This window comes from Alteromonas sp. AWJ4_197, from assembly GCF_056160285.1.
The window spans coordinates 179,069-196,754 of sequence record NZ_JBSWWW010000008.1; the positions used below are offsets into that span (position 1 = coordinate 179,069).

The 17,686-nt window shown below is 49.2% G+C and carries 16 protein-coding genes and 1 tRNA gene; 2 read left to right on the top strand and 15 right to left on the bottom strand.

Annotated features, from left to right (window positions below; all coding sequences use genetic code 11):
- Positions 1 to 50: 50 nt before the first annotated feature.
- The 15 genes from rpoB to ACXAGC_RS18710 all read right to left on the bottom strand — a co-directional run bounded on the left by rpoB (position 51) and on the right by ACXAGC_RS18710 (position 16,144).
- Positions 51 to 4,079 (bottom strand): DNA-directed RNA polymerase subunit beta, encoded by a 4,029-nt coding sequence (gene rpoB, locus ACXAGC_RS18640; RefSeq protein WP_474846211.1) that lies wholly within the window; start codon positions 4,077 to 4,079, stop codon positions 51 to 53.
- Between the two features lie 281 nt (positions 4,080 to 4,360).
- Positions 4,361 to 4,735 (bottom strand): 50S ribosomal protein L7/L12, encoded by a 375-nt coding sequence (rplL, locus tag ACXAGC_RS18645; RefSeq protein ID WP_474846213.1) that lies wholly within the window; start codon positions 4,733 to 4,735, stop codon positions 4,361 to 4,363.
- A gap of 56 nt (positions 4,736 to 4,791) precedes the next feature.
- Complete coding sequence (gene rplJ / locus ACXAGC_RS18650; RefSeq protein ID WP_474846215.1) at positions 4,792 to 5,310, bottom strand: 50S ribosomal protein L10; 519 nt, start codon at positions 5,308 to 5,310, stop codon at positions 4,792 to 4,794.
- Between the two features lie 315 nt (positions 5,311 to 5,625).
- The gene (gene rplA, locus ACXAGC_RS18655) at positions 5,626 to 6,321 is read right to left on the bottom strand and encodes a 50S ribosomal protein L1 (protein ID WP_119502618.1); all 696 of its coding nucleotides are present in this window, start codon (positions 6,319 to 6,321) and stop codon (positions 5,626 to 5,628) included.
- Positions 6,322 to 6,325: 4 nt separating this feature from the next.
- A complete protein-coding gene (rplK, locus tag ACXAGC_RS18660) occupies positions 6,326 to 6,754 on the bottom strand; it encodes a 50S ribosomal protein L11 (RefSeq protein ID WP_070123202.1) in 429 nt (142 codons plus the stop codon).
- 204 nt (positions 6,755 to 6,958) lie between these two features.
- Complete coding sequence (gene nusG, locus ACXAGC_RS18665; protein WP_119502619.1) at positions 6,959 to 7,555, bottom strand: transcription termination/antitermination protein NusG; 597 nt, start codon at positions 7,553 to 7,555, stop codon at positions 6,959 to 6,961.
- A gap of 1 nt (position 7,556) precedes the next feature.
- A complete protein-coding gene (gene secE, locus ACXAGC_RS18670) occupies positions 7,557 to 7,934 on the bottom strand; it encodes a preprotein translocase subunit SecE (RefSeq protein WP_119502620.1) in 378 nt (125 codons plus the stop codon).
- Positions 7,935 to 7,996: 62 nt separating this feature from the next.
- A tRNA-Trp gene (locus tag ACXAGC_RS18675) sits at positions 7,997 to 8,073 on the bottom strand.
- Positions 8,074 to 8,315: 242 nt separating this feature from the next.
- Complete coding sequence (locus tag ACXAGC_RS18680) at positions 8,316 to 10,157, bottom strand: ABC transporter ATP-binding protein (RefSeq protein ID WP_474846217.1); 1,842 nt, start codon at positions 10,155 to 10,157, stop codon at positions 8,316 to 8,318.
- Between the two features lie 13 nt (positions 10,158 to 10,170).
- Positions 10,171 to 10,785: an RraA family protein gene (locus tag ACXAGC_RS18685; protein ID WP_474846219.1), complete on the bottom strand. Its 615-nt coding sequence runs from the start codon at positions 10,783 to 10,785 to the stop codon at positions 10,171 to 10,173.
- A 122-nt stretch (positions 10,786 to 10,907) separates the two neighbouring features.
- Positions 10,908 to 12,290 (bottom strand): ATP-dependent RNA helicase DbpA, encoded by a 1,383-nt coding sequence (gene dbpA / locus ACXAGC_RS18690; protein WP_474846221.1) that lies wholly within the window; start codon positions 12,288 to 12,290, stop codon positions 10,908 to 10,910.
- Positions 12,287 to 13,861, bottom strand: coding sequence for a substrate-binding periplasmic protein (locus ACXAGC_RS18695; RefSeq protein ID WP_474846223.1), 1,575 nt, complete (start codon positions 13,859 to 13,861; stop codon positions 12,287 to 12,289). The genes dbpA and ACXAGC_RS18695 overlap by 4 nt, the downstream gene beginning before the upstream one ends.
- Positions 13,834 to 14,877 carry a dihydroorotase gene (gene pyrC, locus ACXAGC_RS18700; protein WP_119502625.1) on the bottom strand — a complete coding sequence of 348 codons (1,044 nt, stop codon included), beginning with the start codon at positions 14,875 to 14,877 and terminating at the stop codon, positions 13,834 to 13,836. The genes ACXAGC_RS18695 and pyrC overlap by 28 nt, the downstream gene beginning before the upstream one ends.
- A gap of 118 nt (positions 14,878 to 14,995) precedes the next feature.
- Complete coding sequence (locus ACXAGC_RS18705; protein WP_349591049.1) at positions 14,996 to 15,559, bottom strand: PhnA domain-containing protein; 564 nt, start codon at positions 15,557 to 15,559, stop codon at positions 14,996 to 14,998.
- A 54-nt stretch (positions 15,560 to 15,613) separates the two neighbouring features.
- Positions 15,614 to 16,144, bottom strand: coding sequence for a lipocalin family protein (locus tag ACXAGC_RS18710; protein WP_474846225.1), 531 nt, complete (start codon positions 16,142 to 16,144; stop codon positions 15,614 to 15,616).
- Between the two features lie 120 nt (positions 16,145 to 16,264).
- On the opposite strand from ACXAGC_RS18710, the gene ACXAGC_RS18715 reads away from it, so the two are divergent.
- Positions 16,265 to 17,218 carry an aldo/keto reductase gene (locus ACXAGC_RS18715; protein WP_474846227.1) on the top strand — a complete coding sequence of 318 codons (954 nt, stop codon included), beginning with the start codon at positions 16,265 to 16,267 and terminating at the stop codon, positions 17,216 to 17,218.
- 77 nt (positions 17,219 to 17,295) lie between these two features.
- Positions 17,296 to 17,682 (top strand): SMU1112c/YaeR family gloxylase I-like metalloprotein, encoded by a 387-nt coding sequence (gloA2, locus tag ACXAGC_RS18720; protein WP_303575512.1) that lies wholly within the window; start codon positions 17,296 to 17,298, stop codon positions 17,680 to 17,682.
- Positions 17,683 to 17,686: the final 4 nt, after the last annotated feature.

The window sequence follows — 17,686 nt, forward strand, 5'->3', positions numbered from 1 at the left end:
CTATAGCCCGGCGAACCGGGCCATCAAATCATACAATGGCGTTAGCCGTATTACTTTTCTTCCAGCTCGATGTTGATACCGAGTGAACGAATTTCTTTAAGCAATACGTTGAAGGATTCTGGCATGCCAGGCTCCATTCTGTGATCGCCATCAACAATGTTCTTGTACATTTTGGTACGGCCGTTAACGTCATCCGACTTAACAGTCAGCATTTCCTGCAGTGTGTAAGCAGCACCGTATGCTTCCAGTGCCCACACTTCCATCTCACCGAAGCGCTGACCACCGAACTGTGCTTTACCACCCAGAGGCTGCTGTGTAACCAGGCTGTAAGAACCGGTAGAACGGGCGTGCATCTTGTCGTCTACTAAGTGGTTCAGTTTCAGCATGTACATGTAACCTACCGTTACCGGACGTTCGAATTCGCGACCGGTACGGCCGTCGAACAATTGAATCTGTCCGCTTTCTGGTAGGTCAGCCAGTTTCAACATTGCTTTAATTTCTGCTTCTTTCGCACCAGAGAATACTGGTGTCGCAACAGGAACACCTTTACGCAGGTTTTCTGCCAGGCGACGTACTTCGTCATCGGTGAAGCTGTCGATGTCTACTTCCTGGTGATTCTCACCTAAGGTGTAAACTTCTTTCAGGAACTCACGCAGCTTAGCCAGTTCTTCCTGTTCTTTGATCATGCGATCAATCTTCACACCCAGACCGTGAGCCGCCATACCTAAGTGTGTCTCGAGGATTTGACCGATGTTCATACGCGATGGTACACCCAGCGGGTTAAGTACGATGTCTACCGGCGTACCGTTAACATCGTAAGGCATATCTTCTACAGGGATTACTGTTGAGATAACACCTTTGTTACCGTGACGACCAGCCATCTTATCACCAGGCTGGATGTGACGTTTAACCGCAAGGTAAACCTTAACAATCTTCAGCACGCCCGGAGCAAGGTCATCACCCTGGGTGATCTTGCGACGCTTGTTCTCGAACTTCTTATCGAAATCAGATTTGATTTCAATGTGCTGTTCAGCGATTTGATCCAGTTCGTTCTGTGCATCTTCGTTAGTCAGAGGGATCTCTAACCATTTTTCACGAGGCATGCTGTCTAACTTCGCTTCATCAACGCCAGCGTTGATCAGCAAGTTACGTGCACGGGCAAAGATACCGTCAGCCAGGATATTGAATTCGTCAGACAGGTCTTTCTTAACCTGACGTAACTGCATGTCTTCAATTTCCAGTGCACGCTTATCTTTTTCAACACCGTCACGGGTAAAGACTTGTACGTCGATAACAGTACCGTGAACAGAGTTAGGTACACGCAGAGACGTGTCTTTAACGTCAGATGCTTTTTCACCGAAGATAGCACGTAGCAGTTTCTCTTCTGGCGTCAGTTGGGTTTCGCCTTTAGGCGTCACTTTACCAACCAGAATATCGCCGCCTTTCACTTCCGCACCGATATAAACAACGCCGGATTCATCCAGCTTGCCCAGTGCAGCTTCACCCACGTTAGGAATATCAGAAGAAATCTCTTCCGGACCCAGCTTGGTGTCACGAGCAATACAGCTCAGTTCCTGAATGTGGATAGTGGTGAAACGGTCTTCCTGTGCAACACGCTCTGAGATCAGAATCGAGTCTTCGAAGTTGTAACCATTCCAGGGCATGAACGCGATACGCATGTTCTGACCAAGCGCCAGTTCACCCAGGTCTGTAGACGGACCGTCGGCCAGTACGTCACCGGCAACAATCGGGTCACCAACGTTACAGGTAGGTCTCTGGTTGATACAGGTGTTCTGGTTAGAACGGGTGTATTTCGTCAGGTTGTAGATATCGATACCCGCTTCACCCGGAAGCATCTCGTCTTCATCTACTTTGATTACGATGCGGCTCGCATCTACGTAATCAACCATACCACCACGTTTAGCAACAACAGTTACACCAGAGTCAACCGCAACGGTTTTCTCCATACCAGTACCAACCAGCGGCTTATCAGCACGCAGTGTAGGTACTGCCTGACGTTGCATGTTCGCACCCATCAATGCACGGTTAGCGTCATCGTGTTCCAGGAACGGGATAATGCTGGCAGCAACAGAAACGATCTGTTGAGGCGACACGTCCATGTACTTGATTTCTTCTTTTGGCATCAGCGTGGTTTCACCACGGTGACGTGAAGGGATCAGGTCATCAATCAGTGCGCCGTTTTCATCAACTGCAACGTTTGCCTGTGCGATCTTGAACTGACCTTCTTCGATGGCCGACAAATAGTCGATTTCGTCACTGATAACACCATCAATAATACGACGGAACGGTGTTTCCAGGAAACCAAAGTCATTGGTACGAGAAAAGCTCGCCAATGAGTTGATCAGACCGATGTTGGGACCTTCAGGGGTTTCGATTGGACACAGGCGACCGTAGTGTGTCGGGTGAACGTCACGAACCTCAAAGCCTGCACGTTCACGTGTCAGACCACCCGGACCTAATGCAGAAATACGACGCTTGTGCGTTACTTCTGACAGCGGGTTGTTCTGGTCCATGAACTGAGACAGCTGAGAAGAACCGAAGAACTCTTTAACTGCTGCAGAAATAGGCTTCGCGTTGATCAGATCCTGTGGCATTACGTTGTCGAGGTCGCCCAGAGACAGACGCTCTTTAACCGCACGCTCAACACGTACCAGACCTACACGGAACTGGTTCTCGGCCATTTCGCCAACAGAACGGATACGACGGTTACCCAGGTGGTCGATATCATCAACTTCGTCCTTACCGTCACGGATAAGGATAAGTTGCTTCATTACAGAAACGATATCGTCTTTGTCCAACGTACCGGAACCAACCAGTTCTTCACGACCTAAACGACGGTTGAACTTCATACGGCCAACAGATGACAAGTCATAGCGATCTTCAGAGAAGAACAGATTGTCAAACAGCGTTTCAGCAGCATCTTTAGTTGGTGGTTCACCAGGACGCATCATCCGGTAGATTTCTACCAGTGCTTCGAGGCGATTTGTTGAGCTGTCGATACGCAGTGTATCTGAGATGTATGAACCGTGATCCAGTTCGTTGATATACAGAGTTTCAAACTCTTTAACACCGGCCTGGCTTAACTCAGCCATCAATTCCAGTGTTACCTCATCGTTCGCATTAACCAGTACTTCGCCAGTTTCTTCGTTCACGTAAGTACGCGCGAATACACGACCGATGAGGTATTCTGCAGGTACTTCTAACTCAGTGATACCCGCTTTTTCAAGCGCACGGGTGTGACGTGCAGATACACGACGACCGGTTTCAACGATGACTTCGCCTTCGTTGTCTTTGATATCAAACTGTGCAGTTTCACCACGCAGACGATCAGGCACAACTTCCATCAGAAGCTTATTGTCCTGAATGCGGATTTGTACTTTATCGAAGAACAGATCCAGAATTTCTTCTGTCGTCATTTCCAGCGCGCGTAAGATAATCGTTGCAGGCAACTTACGGCGACGGTCAATACGAACGAACAGGTTATCTTTAGGATCGAATTCAAAGTCTAACCACGAACCACGGTAAGGGATAACACGTGCGTTATACAGTACCTTACCGGAAGAGTGAGTCTTCCCTTTGTCGTGATCATAGAACACACCGGGTGAACGGTGTAACTGAGAAACGATTACACGCTCAGTACCGTTGATGACGAACGTACCGTTCTCTGTCATCAATGGAATTTCGCCCATGTACACTTCTTGCTCTTTGATGTCTTTAACCGTACCCGGCGCAGCATCTTTATCGAACAACACTAAACGAAGTTTTACTCTTAATGGGGCTGAATACGTGACGCCTCGAATTTGACATTCTTTAACATCGAAAACCGGTTCGCCCAGACGATAGCTCACATACTGCAGCTCTGAACTGCCAGAGTAGCTCTTAATTGGGAAGACAGAACGGAAAGCAGCTTCCAGTCCGTACTGACCATCTGCATCGATTTCAATAAATTTTTTGAATGAATCTAGCTGAATTGAAAGGAGGTATGGAATTTCCAATACCTGTGGGTGTTTGCCAAAATCCTTACGGATACGTTTCTTTTCGCTATAAGAGTAAACCATGGGTTCCTCAGCCTGCTGATTTTTGACCCAACCTGCTGTCTGAACTAGTCAAACAACAAACTTCCACGACCCTTTTTCGGGGTAATTAAATAGCATACACCAAAATTTAACCAAATAGTTAGTTAAGACTTTGGTTTTCTGCTCATTTATTTAATTTCCGATGTGCTTTTGGTGGATACAGTAAAGGGTTAAAAACTGTACACCCTACAGCGCAAAAAGGCTGGTGGTCAATATTAACCACCAGCCTTGCCGTTTCAGGCAGGTAATCTAAGCAAATTAGATTACTTGATTTCTACTTCTGCACCAGCTTCTTCAAGCTCTTTCTTCAGTGCTTCAGCTTCATCTTTAGCTACGCCTTCTTTGATAGCTTTAGGAGCTGATTCTACCAGTTCTTTAGCTTCTTTCAGACCTAAGCCAGTCGCGCCGCGAACTGCTTTGATTACTGCAACTTTGTTGCCACCGAATGAAGTCATTACAACGTCGAATTCAGTCTTTTCTTCAACAGCAGCAGCTTCGCCGCCTGCAGCAGGACCAGCAACTGCAACAGCAGCCGCAGATACGTTGAATTTTTCTTCAGCTGCTTCGATCAGTTCAACCAGTTCCATTACTGGCATTTCAGCGATCGCGTTTAAGATATCTTCTTTAGTCAGAGCCATTTCTCTAAACTCCCGGGATTAAATAGTTAAAAAAATCAATATGCCAAAAACGCCAATTACTTGGTGTCTTTGACCGCCGCCAATACACGCACAAATTTGGCAGGAACTTCGTTGATAGTTTGAACGAACTTGCCAACTGGTGCTTTGAAGGTCGCAAGAAGTCTTGCAAGCGCTTCGTCGCGGGTAGGCAGGGCTGCTACTGCATCCAGTTTCTCTGGACCAAGTAAACCACTACCAATTGAAAGTGCAGTAACTTTCAGCTTATCGTTAGTCTTACCGAAGTCTTTGAAAAGACGTGCCGCACCGCCTGGTGCGTCGATAGAGAAACCATAGATAAGCGGGCCAGTTAAGGCGCTTTCTAAGTCTGCAAAATTGCTGTCTGCCAATGCACGCTTAGCCAGAGTATTACGTACAACCTTCAGGTATACGCCTTGCTCACGGGCTTTAACACGCAGGTCAGTCAGTTCTGCAACTTCCATCCCACGGTATTCAGCAACGGCTACGGATAGAGCGCGAGACGCAACTTCAGAAACTTCTGCTACGATCTCTTTTTTTGCTGCTAAACCTAGTGCCACTGAGTTCACCTCATAAAATCTGATGTCCGTTCCGGTTACCCTTCCCGTTCATCAGTGTTCACAGATTGATACATCTACTTAAAGTAGCTGTACCGCTCTACGGTGTTCGTTATCCCAGAGAGTCTGAGTCGAAACCACCGTCTGCGCAGGCTGTTGTATTAAGTTAAGCGTTGGTGCAAAAGTTCTCTTACCTCTTTTGCCGCTTAGCGCCTGCGGTCTTGGACGGGAGCTATCGTTATTCGCTTTTGGCGATATACAACAACTCCAACCCATAACCTTTAAGAGACAGACGGGCTATGCCATCTGTAAGAAGTCTTACAGACCTACAGTACCTTTATCAACAGATACGCCAGCGCCCATAGTGGTGCTCAGGCTTACCTTCTTGATGTACAGGCCTTTAGCTGAAGAAGGCTTAGCTTTCTTCAGTGCTTCCAGAAGGGCTTCCAGGTTCTCTTGAATCTGGTTAGCTTCGAAAGCAATTTTGCCGATGCTGGCGTGGATGATACCGTTCTTATCATTACGGTAGCGAACCTGACCAGCTTTAGCGTTCTTAACTGCAGTTGCAACGTCAGGCGTTACAGTGCCAGTTTTAGGGTTAGGCATCAGGCCACGTGGACCTAAGATTTGACCCAGTTGACCAACAACGCGCATTGCGTCAGGGCTGGCAACCACTACGTCAAAGTCCATCTCACCCGCTTTAACTTTCTCAGCCAGGTCGTCCATACCTACGATGTCCGCACCCGCTTCTTTAGCAGCTTCAGCGTTTGCACCCTGAGTGAATACTGCAACACGAACATCTTTACCAGTACCGTTAGGCAGTACAGTTGCACCACGTACGTTCTGATCAGATTTCTTCGCATCGATACCCAGGTTGATAGCAACGTCTACGCTTTCTGCGAACTTAGCAGTAGCCAGTTCTTTCAGCAGAGCAACAGCTTCGTTGATATCGTAATCTTTAGTCGCGTCTACTTTCTCGCGGATCAGGCGAGCGCGTTTAGTCAGTTTAGCCATTCGATTAACCCTCTACGTTCAGACCCATGGCGCGAGCAGAACCCGCGATAGTGCGTACAGCAGCGTCCAGAGAAGCAGCAGTCAGATCAGGCTCTTTAGTCTTGGCAATTTCTTCCAATTGAGCGCGGGTAACTGTACCAACTTTCTCAGTGTTAGGACGGCCAGAACCACTCTTGATGCCAGCTGCTTTTTTCAGCAGATAAGACGCAGGAGGAGTTTTGGTTTCGAATGTGAAAGAACGGTCTTCGTATACAGTAATTTCTACTGGTACCGGAGCGCCTTTCTCAAGACTTTCAGTTTTTGCGTTGAAAGCCTTACAGAATTCCATGATGTTCACACCATGCTGACCCAGTGCAGGACCAACTGGTGGAGAAGGGTTAGCAGCACCTGCTGCAACCTGAAGCTTAATTAAGCCAGTTACTTTCTTAGCCATTTTAATGCTCTCGTTAGTGGGTATAACGCCTCGTAAATACTCGAGAATATTTACTCAATCGGCTTCCCGTTCGGTTTCGAAGGGCGCGTAATGTACAACAAATAGTCGACTTATGCAACCTTAAGTTTGATAAATCCTGAAACAGGGTTCTCATAAAACAGAAAAACCTGCCGGAGCAGGTTTTTTCAAATACGCTATGTGCGATTAACCTTTTTCTACCTGACCAAATTCCAGGTCGACAGGGGTAGAACGGCCGAAGATCAGAACCGATACTTTTACGCGGCTCTTTTCGTAATCCACTTCTTCGACAACGCCGTTGAAGTCTGCGAAAGGACCGTCGGTAACACGAACCACTTCGCCCGGCTCGAACAGAGTTTTTGGTCTTGGCTTGTCTGTATTTTCTTCCAGACGGTTCAGAATCGCATCTGCTTCACGCTTAGTGATAGGCATAGGACGGTCAGAGGTGCCACCGATGAAGCCCAGTACACGAGGTACGCTCTTTACTAAGTGCCATGACTGTTCGTTCATTTCCATTTCTACCAGCACGTAGCCAGGATAGAACTTACGCTCTGACTTACGTTTCTGACCAGCACGCATTTCAACTACTTCTTCAGTAGGTACCAGTACCTGACCAAAGAACTTTTCCATTTCGTGCATTTTGATGTATTCAAGCAGCGTTTTCTTTACGCGGGATTCGTACTGCGAATAAGCCTGAACAACATACCAGCGCTTTTTATTTTCTGGTGCAGCGCTTTCTGATGCTGCCTGATTTTCTTCTGGTGTTTGATTCTCTTCAGACATCTTACACTCCAATTCCGGTGATGAAGGCAACTAAACGTACGATAATGCCGTCAAGGCCCCACAGCAGCAGTGCCATGATTAACGTCGCAGCCATTACGATTAGTGTTGTCTGGTTAGTTTCCTGACGGGTTGGCCAGATAACTTTACGCACTTCCATGCGGGATTCTTTGGCAAATGTCAGAAACGCACTGCCCTTTTCAGTCGTGGCCGCAATAAAGCCGGCTACAGCAACGACTGCAACGGCGACAAGCGCACGTACCAACACTGAAACCTCACCGAACATGTGGTTTGCAGCAATCAAACCGGCCAGTAATGCAAAGATCACTAACCATTTCATCATGTCCAACGGATTGGACGTACTTTCCGTTTTTTCGCTCATTTCACGATCCTAGCAATACTGCGTCGTCAGTCGCTACAACGTTCGCTATAGCATTTTAATTCTGGCAGGGGTGGAGGGACTCGAACCCCCAACCATCGGTTTTGGAGACCGCTGTTCTACCAATTCGAACTACACCCCTGTTGTCTGTACGGACAAATTTCAGTTGCACTTCCCTTGTGAATTCTGAGGCGTTTCTTTAAGGAAAATCGCGGATTCGCAAGGGAGGGACGCGTATTATACCCATCCTCGCTACAGATACAACACTGGCTGTCATCAAAATCCCTCTGGTGCAGCCAGTTTTGAATCACAAGGCCACTTATCTTCTTTCACCGGGGCGCCTTATTCTGCCTCTCCGGTATGGTTTCAATCCGTCTCTTTACCCTATTCTACACCGATAAAGCCGCCGGTCTGGTGCGCCCAGAGTTTCGCATAAATGCCGTTACGGGCAACAAGCTCACTGTGTGTACCCGACTCCACAATTTCTCCCCGGTCCAGCACCAGCAGCCGGTCCATTTGTGCAATGGTAGACAGTCGGTGGGCAATTGCCAGTACGGTTTTATTGTCCATCACTGAATTAAGGCAATCCTGAATCGCTGCTTCAACTTCAGAATCCAGCGCCGAGGTCGCTTCATCCAGGATCAGAATGGGCGCATCTTTTAGTAGTACACGGGCAATGGCGATACGCTGTCTTTGACCGCCGGAAAGTTTCACGCCCCGTTCACCCACGTGGGCGTCATAACCGGTTCGCCCTTCACTGTCGGATAAGGAAAGAATGAAGTCATGGGCTTCAGCTTGCTTCGCCGCTTCTATCATTTCTTCTTCTGTGGCGTCAGTACGCCCGTAGATGATGTTATCCCGCACAGAACGGTGCATCAGAGATGTATCCTGGGTCACCATGCTGATTTTTTCTCTTAACGTCTCCTGGGAAACAGACTTTACCGGTTGTCCGTCAATGCGAATTTCACCACTATTGGTATCGTAAAAACGCATCAGCAGATTAACAAGGGTTGATTTTCCGGCCCCTGAACGCCCTACCAGACCAACCTTTTCACCCGGCTTGATGGCAATATCCAGTTGATTAAACACGTTGATGTCACGATTATCACTACCGGTATAGGAGAAGTTCACGTTATCAAAACGGATAGCGCCTCCTTTCACGGCAAGGGCGTCTGCATCGCCGGCATCTTTCACCTCAACAGGCTTCGCCAGCGTATTCATTCCGTCCTGTACCGTACCGAGATTCTCAAACAGCGATGATACTTCCCACATAACCCAGTGAGACATGCCGTTTAAGCGCAGTACCAGACTGATGGCCACAGCGATATCTCCCGGTGACACAATTTCGTGCATCCACAGGTACACAGACAGTGCGCCGATAGCAAAGATGAGTATGGCATTAGCCAGTTCCACACAGTTTTCCAGAATGGTGACCAGTCGCATTTGCGGATAAACCGTTTGCAGGAAGCCATCCATACTTTCTTTCGCGTAATCCGCTTCTCTCCGGCTGTGAGAGAACAGTTTTACCGTAGTGATATTGGTATAACTATCGACGATACGCCCCGTCATTACGGCTCTTGCATCTGCCTGAGCTTGCGATACCGCTTTCAGCTTCGGTACCAGAATGCGCAAAATACCAATGTAAACGAAGAACCAGATGATGAGTGGCATAGCCAGACGCCAGTCCGTTGAGAAAACCAGTACCACCATTGATATGAAGTACACACAGATGTACACCATCAGATCCAGCAGTTTCATTACGGTTTCGCGGACAGCCAGTGACGTTTGCATCACCTTTGTGGCGACACGGCCGGCAAATTCATTATGAAAGAAACTTAAACTCTGTCCCAGCAGATAACGGTGGGCCTGCCAGCGGATCCGCATGGGATAGTTTCCCATCAGCGATTGCCTGTTGAACAGAGAACGCAACAAAATACAGCCCGGGATTAATACCAGAACCACAAACCCCATTCCCGCCAGGGTCCACATTTCGTCCTGCAGGAATGTGTCACGGTCATGGGCTGAAAACCAGTCTACCAACTGACCCAGAAAGCCGAACAATGCCACTTCCAGCGCAGCAATAATTGCACTCAATAAGGATACAACAGCAATAATGCGCCACATTCCCCGTGAATAATGACGACAAAAAGCAACGATCCCCTCTGGTGGTTGGGTCGGGGCTTCGTCAGGGAACGGCCTGGTCAGCCGTTCAAAAAATGAAAACATGTGAGAGTCCGGGTTATTCTTTAAACCCTAGCTTAGTGAGGATGGATTCCACTTTTTCAAGATGATCATCCTGCCATTGTGCTAATGACACTGATGAATCCTTTTCATTTCTCTTTTTGGCGATATCCAGAACACTTGCTGCATCAGCCAGAGGAATAACCGCGATCCCCTCTTCGTCTGCAACAATGATGTCGCCCGGGTTCACAGTAACCCCACCGCATTCAACCGGCTGATTAAGGGGAGACAATACCTTCTTCGCGCCGGGTTTCGGACATACGCCTCTGGCAAAAACAGGAAATTCCATCTCCCGCACTTCCTGCACATCACGAATTACACCGTCGATAATAAATCCGGCAACACCCCGCTGCTGCGCGATGGCACATACGTTCCCGCCAGCCAGCGCGTACATATCATCGGCCTGCGCGACGATGATATCGCCCGGGTTTGCACGGTATATTGCGGCATGAAGCATAAGATGGTCGCCGGGTTCACACTTAACCGTAAAGGCCGGCCCGGCAATACGTGGCGCGGGTTGCCACAGTGAATGGATGTCGTAATGTATGAACTGACTACGCGGCAATGCATCTGCATAATCGCACACAGAAACGGATAAAAACTCATCGTACATGGAGCCTCCTTTTCAGCCTGAGTGGTGAGTTGCGCTCCCCACTATATCAGGCTGAAAAATAACCGCTGCCAAAAGCGGTGAATGTCCGCCATAAGCGAATCATTGTGTAGTTTACCGTCTTCTTAACCCAGTTTGCGGGCACGCACACGCTTGCCTTTAATCTTCCCTTCCCGGAACAGTTTTAATGCACGCTTCGCACTGCGCTCTTTCACCGAGACGAAGCTCTGAGAGTTCTGCACCTGAATCTTACCAATATCATCAGCAGCAATATCTGCGTCTTTCACCAGCGAGCCAAGGAAGTCACCGGGACGTAATTTTTCTTTTTTACCTGCATTCACATGCAGACAAACATATACAGGGCTGGTGATACGGTTTGCATGAAAACGGAGGCTCTGTGAGCCTTTCAGAGGAATTTTCATTTCCGCGAATGCTTCAATCTTTTCGAAGTGATCCTTCTCGCGCTCACTGACCAGTGTGACCGCCAGACCTTTCGCTCCGGCCCGGCCGGTTCGCCCTACACGGTGTGTATGGGTATCTGCATCTTCGCTGACATCCACGTTAATCACACAGTCGACTTCCTTGATATCCAGACCACGGGCAGCTACGTCCGTTCCCACCAGCACTGACAACGCTTCAGCAGCGAAACGGGCCAGTACGTCGGTACGCTCACGTTGTTCCATTTCCCCCTGCAAACCGGCTACGGAAAATCCGGCAGCAGTCAGCTCATCCACCACTTCGGCCACCCGTTTACGGGTATTACAGAACAAAATCGCTTTGGTTGGCTGAATGGTGGTCAGCACGGCTTTTAAGGCATTGAGACGGGTATGCTCTTCTACTGAATACGCCTGTTGCTCAATATCCGGATTCGCTACCACATCAGCCTTAGCAGTGAAGGTGAGCGGATCAGCGAGATATTTATTCGCCATCCGTTTGATACCGTCGGTCCAGGTAGCAGAAAAGAGTAATGTCTGCACCTGCTCAGCGGTGTAGGAAAAAATTTCATCTACATCGTCTGCAAAACCCATGTCGAGCATGCGGTCAGCTTCATCCAGCACCCGCGATGTCACGCCGCTCAAATCAATCCGGTTTTTCTGTAAATGATCAAGGATGCGGCCGGGCGTACCCACTATCACATGAGCGCCATGTTTCAGAGACTGAATTTGCGGACCCATGGGCTCACCGCCGCACAATGTAAGCACCTTCAGATTCGACATACACTGCCCCACTGCACGATATTGCTCAGCCACCTGTGCAGCCAGTTCCCGTGTGGGACACAGCACCACAACCTGAGTAGTAAATTCCGTGACTTCAACCCGGTTAAGTGTTGCCACCGCAAAAGCCACGGTCTTGCCGCTGCCGGTTTGCCCCTGAGCCATGATATCGCGGCCTTCCAGCGCCTGCGGAAGCGTACCGGCCTGAACCGGCGTCATTGACGGGAATCCAAGCCGGCCCAGAGCGTCCTGAAGCGGGGTGGAAATTGCGTGTAATTCTGAAAATTGTGTCATTGTGTTTTATCGATACTATATAAATACATGATGCCATCCCTGACCGAATAGCGGGTATTGCTGCGCTGGTTAATGTCTCTCGCCCAGCGCTCAGCCCACTGCAAATATTTCTCTGATTGTTTTAACCGGCTGGCAGCTTCTGTGAATTTTTCTACCAGAATCGGATCTGTTCCGGATTTCGACAATACCACCCAGGTAGTCACTTCACTGTGACGGGTAGCTAATTGTATGTTCTTACAACCGGCTGCACTTTGCCTGCATCCGTGGTCCATGGCGCCGGGTGATGCAAATGCCAGGTCAATATCTCCCTGATGCAGAGCTTCAACCACTTCTCCCCATGAATCGAACTCCACCACAGGCAGTCCCGCTTTACGGGCTATATCGCTGCGAAAGTCACGTTTGATTGTTCCTGTGACCTTACCTTTCGGAATATCGTCTATATTCTCCCAGGTTTCGTCGTCCAGCCCGAATAGTCCGTAACTATTTCGGGTTACCGGCGTTATCCAGTGGAAGAGCTCTTCACGCTCCGGGGTTCTGGCCACGGTAAATGCCAGCACATTAGGCTTTTGCAGTGATTCCCGCATTAACCGCTGCCAGGGCACTGGCAGCAAGGGGGCATCGACATCGGCTTCAAGTAACAAAGCGCGCACTAAATCAGCATTATATCCCACCAGTTCCTGCCGCGAATTTAGTTTCGCGAAATCACCGGAGAGCTCCCCTAACACCCAGATATGCTCTGCTTTGTCGATACTCCGGGAGTCTGACAAATACAACACACCATCATCGGTACGGGCGATGAGACCGAAAGCCGTTAATTCATCCTGCACCTCATCGACGAGCTGGCGAAATGCCGGGGTTTGCCTGAACCGTTCTGCCGCCTGCGTGAGGGTCAAAGCCAGCGCATCACTGCCCTCTGTCTTCGGCAGAACCAGGTAACTGACAGGGGTGCCGGTGGTGTAAGCCGGGATAAGTTCATCGCAATCCATCAGGGCTTGCGCGCACACCAGACGGACGCCGGCTGAAGAAAAAAGCACACCTTCAACCCGGTCTCTTAGCAATGTGCCGATAGCCTGTTCCCAGGAATTCACCGCCAGTACGCCGGACACATTGGCTTGTCTGAGCAACTTATGACGGTAGTCATCGCGCATAACTGCAATGGAAGAAAGCTGGTTCAGCGACGATACCCCTGACCGGGCAAAAACACTTTCTTTTTTAATGTACAGTTGATTGGGCGTTGCCGTTACCGGCATGATCCAGTGATATTGGGATTCTCTTTGCGGAGTGCGTACTACCGAGGCCCCCAACTGATGCGGATTCTTTTTCAAATCCGCCAGCATGCGGGCAAAAGGTTCCGGTCTGATACTGTCTTCCAGCCCGGCTTCTGACAACACTCCGCGGATAAGATTGACCGTATACCCGCGTAATTCGCCATCCTGCGTTTCCTCAGAAAACACAGGCACAGGACTGACAATAACCGACAAGGGCTCAGCGTTAACAGAAAAGAGAACGCTGGCCAGAAGACTCAGACCGCCGGTGAGCCATCTTAAGAAAGAGACTGCTCCAGCTTCCATTTAAGTGTCTTCCCTGCATGAAACGGTACCATTTCAGTGCCGTCCGGTAATGTAACCACTTCAGGCACCTGCCACGGAGAATTAACCAGCGTGATGGTGCCTTCATTTAACGGCAAACCATAGAAGTTTGCACCGTGAAGACTGGCAAAGCCTTCAAATTTATCCAGAATATTCAGCTCATCAAATATTTCTGCATAAAGCTCAATAGCACTCCAGGCGCTGTAACAACCGGCACAACCGCAGGCATTTTCTTTACGGTGTCGGGCATGAGGCGCAGAATCTGTGCCCAGGAAAAATTTAGGCGAGCCGGTGGCTACCGCTTCCTGTAACGCCTTCTGGTGAGTATTGCGTTTCAGTACCGGTAAACAATAGTTATGGGGACGTACACCGCCAACCAGTAAATCATTACGGTTCAGCAGAAGGTGTTGGGGCGTAATGGTCGCAGCCACATTATCACTGGCCTGCATCACGAACTCAGCGGCATCGGCCGTGGTGATGTGCTCAAATACAATCTTCAGTTCAGGAAAAGCTGCAACAATAGGACGCAGGTGGGTATCGATAAACACTTTTTCACGGTCGAAAATATCGATGTGATTTTCCGTGACTTCGCCGTGGATCAACAGTAAAAGACCGTGTGCCTGCATGGCTTCGAACACTGGATAAAGTGCTTCAATGGCAGAAACGGCTGCATCAGAGTTAGTCGTTGCACCCGCCGGATATAATTTGCAGGCAACCACCCCGGCTGCTTTTGCCGCTGCAATATCTTCAGCAGTCGTCTGATTGGTCAGATAGAGCGTCATTAACGGCTCAAACTGACTACCCGCAGGTCGCGCTGCTTCAATACGCTGCTTATACGCAGTTGCCATTTCAGCATTGGTGACCGGCGGAACCAGATTCGGCATGACAATCGCTCTCGCGAAGCAACGGGCTGTTGCCGGTACGGTCTCGCCCAGCATATCGCCGTCGCGGAAATGTAAATGCCAGTCATCGGGGGTGCGGATAGTTAACGTCTGCATCGGGTGTATTTTGCCTGTGTTGTCTGTTTCTCTGACTAATTATGCCTGATAAGACGTCACTGTGCACGAATGTCGCGCACCTTGCTCAGGTAAAATGCGCGACAGTCTGACCCGGGTTTCAGGCTTTCTTTGTATAGGCGGCAATAATGACGATGCGGGTACCGTTTACACGGCCTTCAATGTGAAGCGGGTTATCACTTAAGCCAATATTACGTACAGCCGTTCCCCGCTTTGCAGTGAATGTGGCGCCTTTCACGTTCAGATCTTTGACCAGATGAACGGTGTCACCGGCAGCCAGCGCGGTTCCGTTGCAATCCAGTGTCGGCTCACGATTCAGATCCACCAGACCGGCCTCGCCCCAGGCACGCACATTGTCTTCAAGATACGCAATGTCCAGCAAATCCTGAGCCCAAGTCTCTGATTTCAGCTTATTCAGCATGCGCCACGCCGTCACCTGTACCGGTGCAACAGGCGACCACACGGCTTCGTTCAGGCAGCGCCAGTGGTCTGCATTTAATTCACTTTCGCCATTTAACTGGTCACGGCAAACCTGACACGCAGCGATATGCGTATCCGCTTCACTGTCAGGTGAAAAAGGCACTTCGTACAGTGCAACCAGGTCCTGACTGCCACACAACTCACATGCGCTGCCCGCACGGCTCATTACACGATTTTCCACAATTTACTCCGGTGAGGAAAAACCGCAATTGTAGCAGGGTTTTATTTTCCGTGCCGCTCATTCAGCACGGTGCATATCCTGTTTAACGTAGATCAACTCACCGGTGTCGTAACCCATTCCCTCTGCTTTACTTACCAGAGATCGCAGCAAATCCTCCTGCATCGACGGATTGCGGGACAAGATCCACAAATAATCGCGGTCGGGACCGGTCACCATGGCATACTGGTAGTCTTCATCCAGCGCTATCACCACATAGCTGGCATAGAAAGGCCCGAAGAATGACACTTTAAGGTGCGCGGTTTGCTCATCTTCTACAAACAGGGCTTTACCTTCAGCCTCGTCCAATTTGTTATCTTCGCCGTCATATCCCCGGTTGATAACTTTCACACTGCCGTCTTCAGCCAGAGAATAAGTCGCCGTTACCTGTGTAAGACCCTCTTCAAAGGAATGGGGTAATCTTGCAATTTCGTACCAGGTACCAAGATACCTGTCGAGCCGGAAATCTTTTACCGGCTGTATGCCCTCCGGTTTCGATGTACAACCGGAAATCGCAAACAAAGCGAAAATGAAAAAAGTGAATAAACGCATAGCTGGCACTCTTACAATCAAATTAAACATGTTTGGCTTACATACGATTGCAAACCCGATCCGGATACCTGAAAACATGTTAATCTGGCAAAAATAAACAAAACCAATTCAGGACTTTGCATGTTATCTCACTATTTTCCCAACGCGAGTAAACTGGTCTACGGCTGTATGGGCCTCGGCGGTGACTGGGACAGCTCCCCGGTCACCCGTGGACATTACACGCAGGCCAGAGACGTCATCGAAACAGCGCTTGAAAATAACATCACCGTTTTCGATCATGCCGATATTTATACACTGACCAAAGCGGAACAGGTATTCGGGCAAGTACTAAAAGATGCTCCATCGCTGAAAGAGAAGATGATTCTACAATCAAAATGCGCCATCCGCTTTGAAGATGAAGCAGGTCCCAAGCGCTATGACTTTTCTGCCAAATGGATAACGGAATCTGTAGACGGTATTTTGTCCCGTTTAGGCATTGAGCAACTGGATATTTTACTGCTGCACAGACCTGACCCGCTGATTGAACTCAGCGAAGTTGCACAAACCATCCATGATTTGCAGACTTCAGGCAAAATTAAACACCTCGGTGTGTCTAACATGCACGGTCATCAAATTGCATTTTTGCAAAGCGCACTGGATACACCCATTGTCGCCAATCAGCTTGAAATGAGCCTGGCATTCCGCGACTGGGTAGAAGATGGCATTACCACTAACAGTGTCCACAACCGCAACATGGGCTATGCGCCCGGAACCATTGAACATTGTATGCTGAATAAGGTGCAGCTGCAGGCATGGGGAAGCCTGGCACAGGGCCGGTATACCGGCGGCAATGCTGAATTTGAAGAAGATGTTGCCACGGCGGCGCTGGTTACCAAACTGGCAGCAGAGTATGGTGTGTCACCGGAAGCCATTGTACTGGGCTGGCTGATGCGCCATCCTGCCGGCATTCAACCGGTGATCGGTACCACAAACCTGCAACGTATCAGGCAGTGTACAGAGGCAACTAACGTCACCTTAAGCCGTGAACACTGGTACGCTCTGCTTGAGTCAGCCCGCGGCAGTGATGTGCCCTGAGCAGCTGACACCATCTATGCAAGGAGAAGCCCGCCGGTTTCTCCTTTTTTAAGGATTTTATCCCGCTAAGGAACACCATGCTAAACGGCTTTCATCATGTTGCGATAATCTGCAACGACTACCAGGCTTCAAAAGCCTTTTACACAGACATACTGGGTTTCAGTGTTATTGACGAAAATTACCGTGAAGCACGGGATTCATGGAAGTGCGACCTCGCCCTGCCAGATGGCTCTCAGATAGAGTTATTTTCCTTTCCCGGCGCACCGGCAAGACCTTCACGCCCCGAGGCGCAGGGATTAAGGCATCTGGCTTTTAAAGTCAGTGATATTGATAAGGCTGTGGCGCAGCTGACAGCACATGATGTCAGCTGCGAAGATATCCGTACCGATCCCTACACACAAAAACGCTTTACGTTCTTTCAGGATCCCGATGGTTTACCACTGGAACTGTACGAAATTAACTGACACG

Coding starts and splice junctions, on each gene's coding strand:
- ACXAGC_RS18685 (WP_474846219.1), bottom strand. CDS start 10,785: ATGTACGATGAGTTTTTATCCGTTTCTGTGTGCGATTATGCAGATGCA.
- rplA (WP_119502618.1), bottom strand. CDS start 6,321: ATGGCTAAACTGACTAAACGCGCTCGCCTGATCCGCGAGAAAGTAGAC.
- rplK (WP_070123202.1), bottom strand. CDS start 6,754: ATGGCTAAGAAAGTAACTGGCTTAATTAAGCTTCAGGTTGCAGCAGGT.
- gloA2 (WP_303575512.1), top strand. CDS start 17,296: ATGCTAAACGGCTTTCATCATGTTGCGATAATCTGCAACGACTACCAG.
- rplL (WP_474846213.1), bottom strand. CDS start 4,735: ATGGCTCTGACTAAAGAAGATATCTTAAACGCGATCGCTGAAATGCCA.
- pyrC (WP_119502625.1), bottom strand. CDS start 14,877: ATGCAGACGTTAACTATCCGCACCCCCGATGACTGGCATTTACATTTC.
- nusG (WP_119502619.1), bottom strand. CDS start 7,555: ATGTCTGAAGAGAATCAAACACCAGAAGAAAATCAGGCAGCATCAGAA.
- secE (WP_119502620.1), bottom strand. CDS start 7,934: ATGAGCGAAAAAACGGAAAGTACGTCCAATCCGTTGGACATGATGAAA.
- dbpA (WP_474846221.1), bottom strand. CDS start 12,290: ATGACACAATTTTCAGAATTACACGCAATTTCCACCCCGCTTCAGGAC.
- rpoB (WP_474846211.1), bottom strand. CDS start 4,079: ATGGTTTACTCTTATAGCGAAAAGAAACGTATCCGTAAGGATTTTGGC.
- ACXAGC_RS18715 (WP_474846227.1), top strand. CDS start 16,265: ATGTTATCTCACTATTTTCCCAACGCGAGTAAACTGGTCTACGGCTGT.
- ACXAGC_RS18695 (WP_474846223.1), bottom strand. CDS start 13,861: ATGGAAGCTGGAGCAGTCTCTTTCTTAAGATGGCTCACCGGCGGTCTG.
- ACXAGC_RS18710 (WP_474846225.1), bottom strand. CDS start 16,144: ATGCGTTTATTCACTTTTTTCATTTTCGCTTTGTTTGCGATTTCCGGT.
- ACXAGC_RS18680 (WP_474846217.1), bottom strand. CDS start 10,157: ATGTTTTCATTTTTTGAACGGCTGACCAGGCCGTTCCCTGACGAAGCC.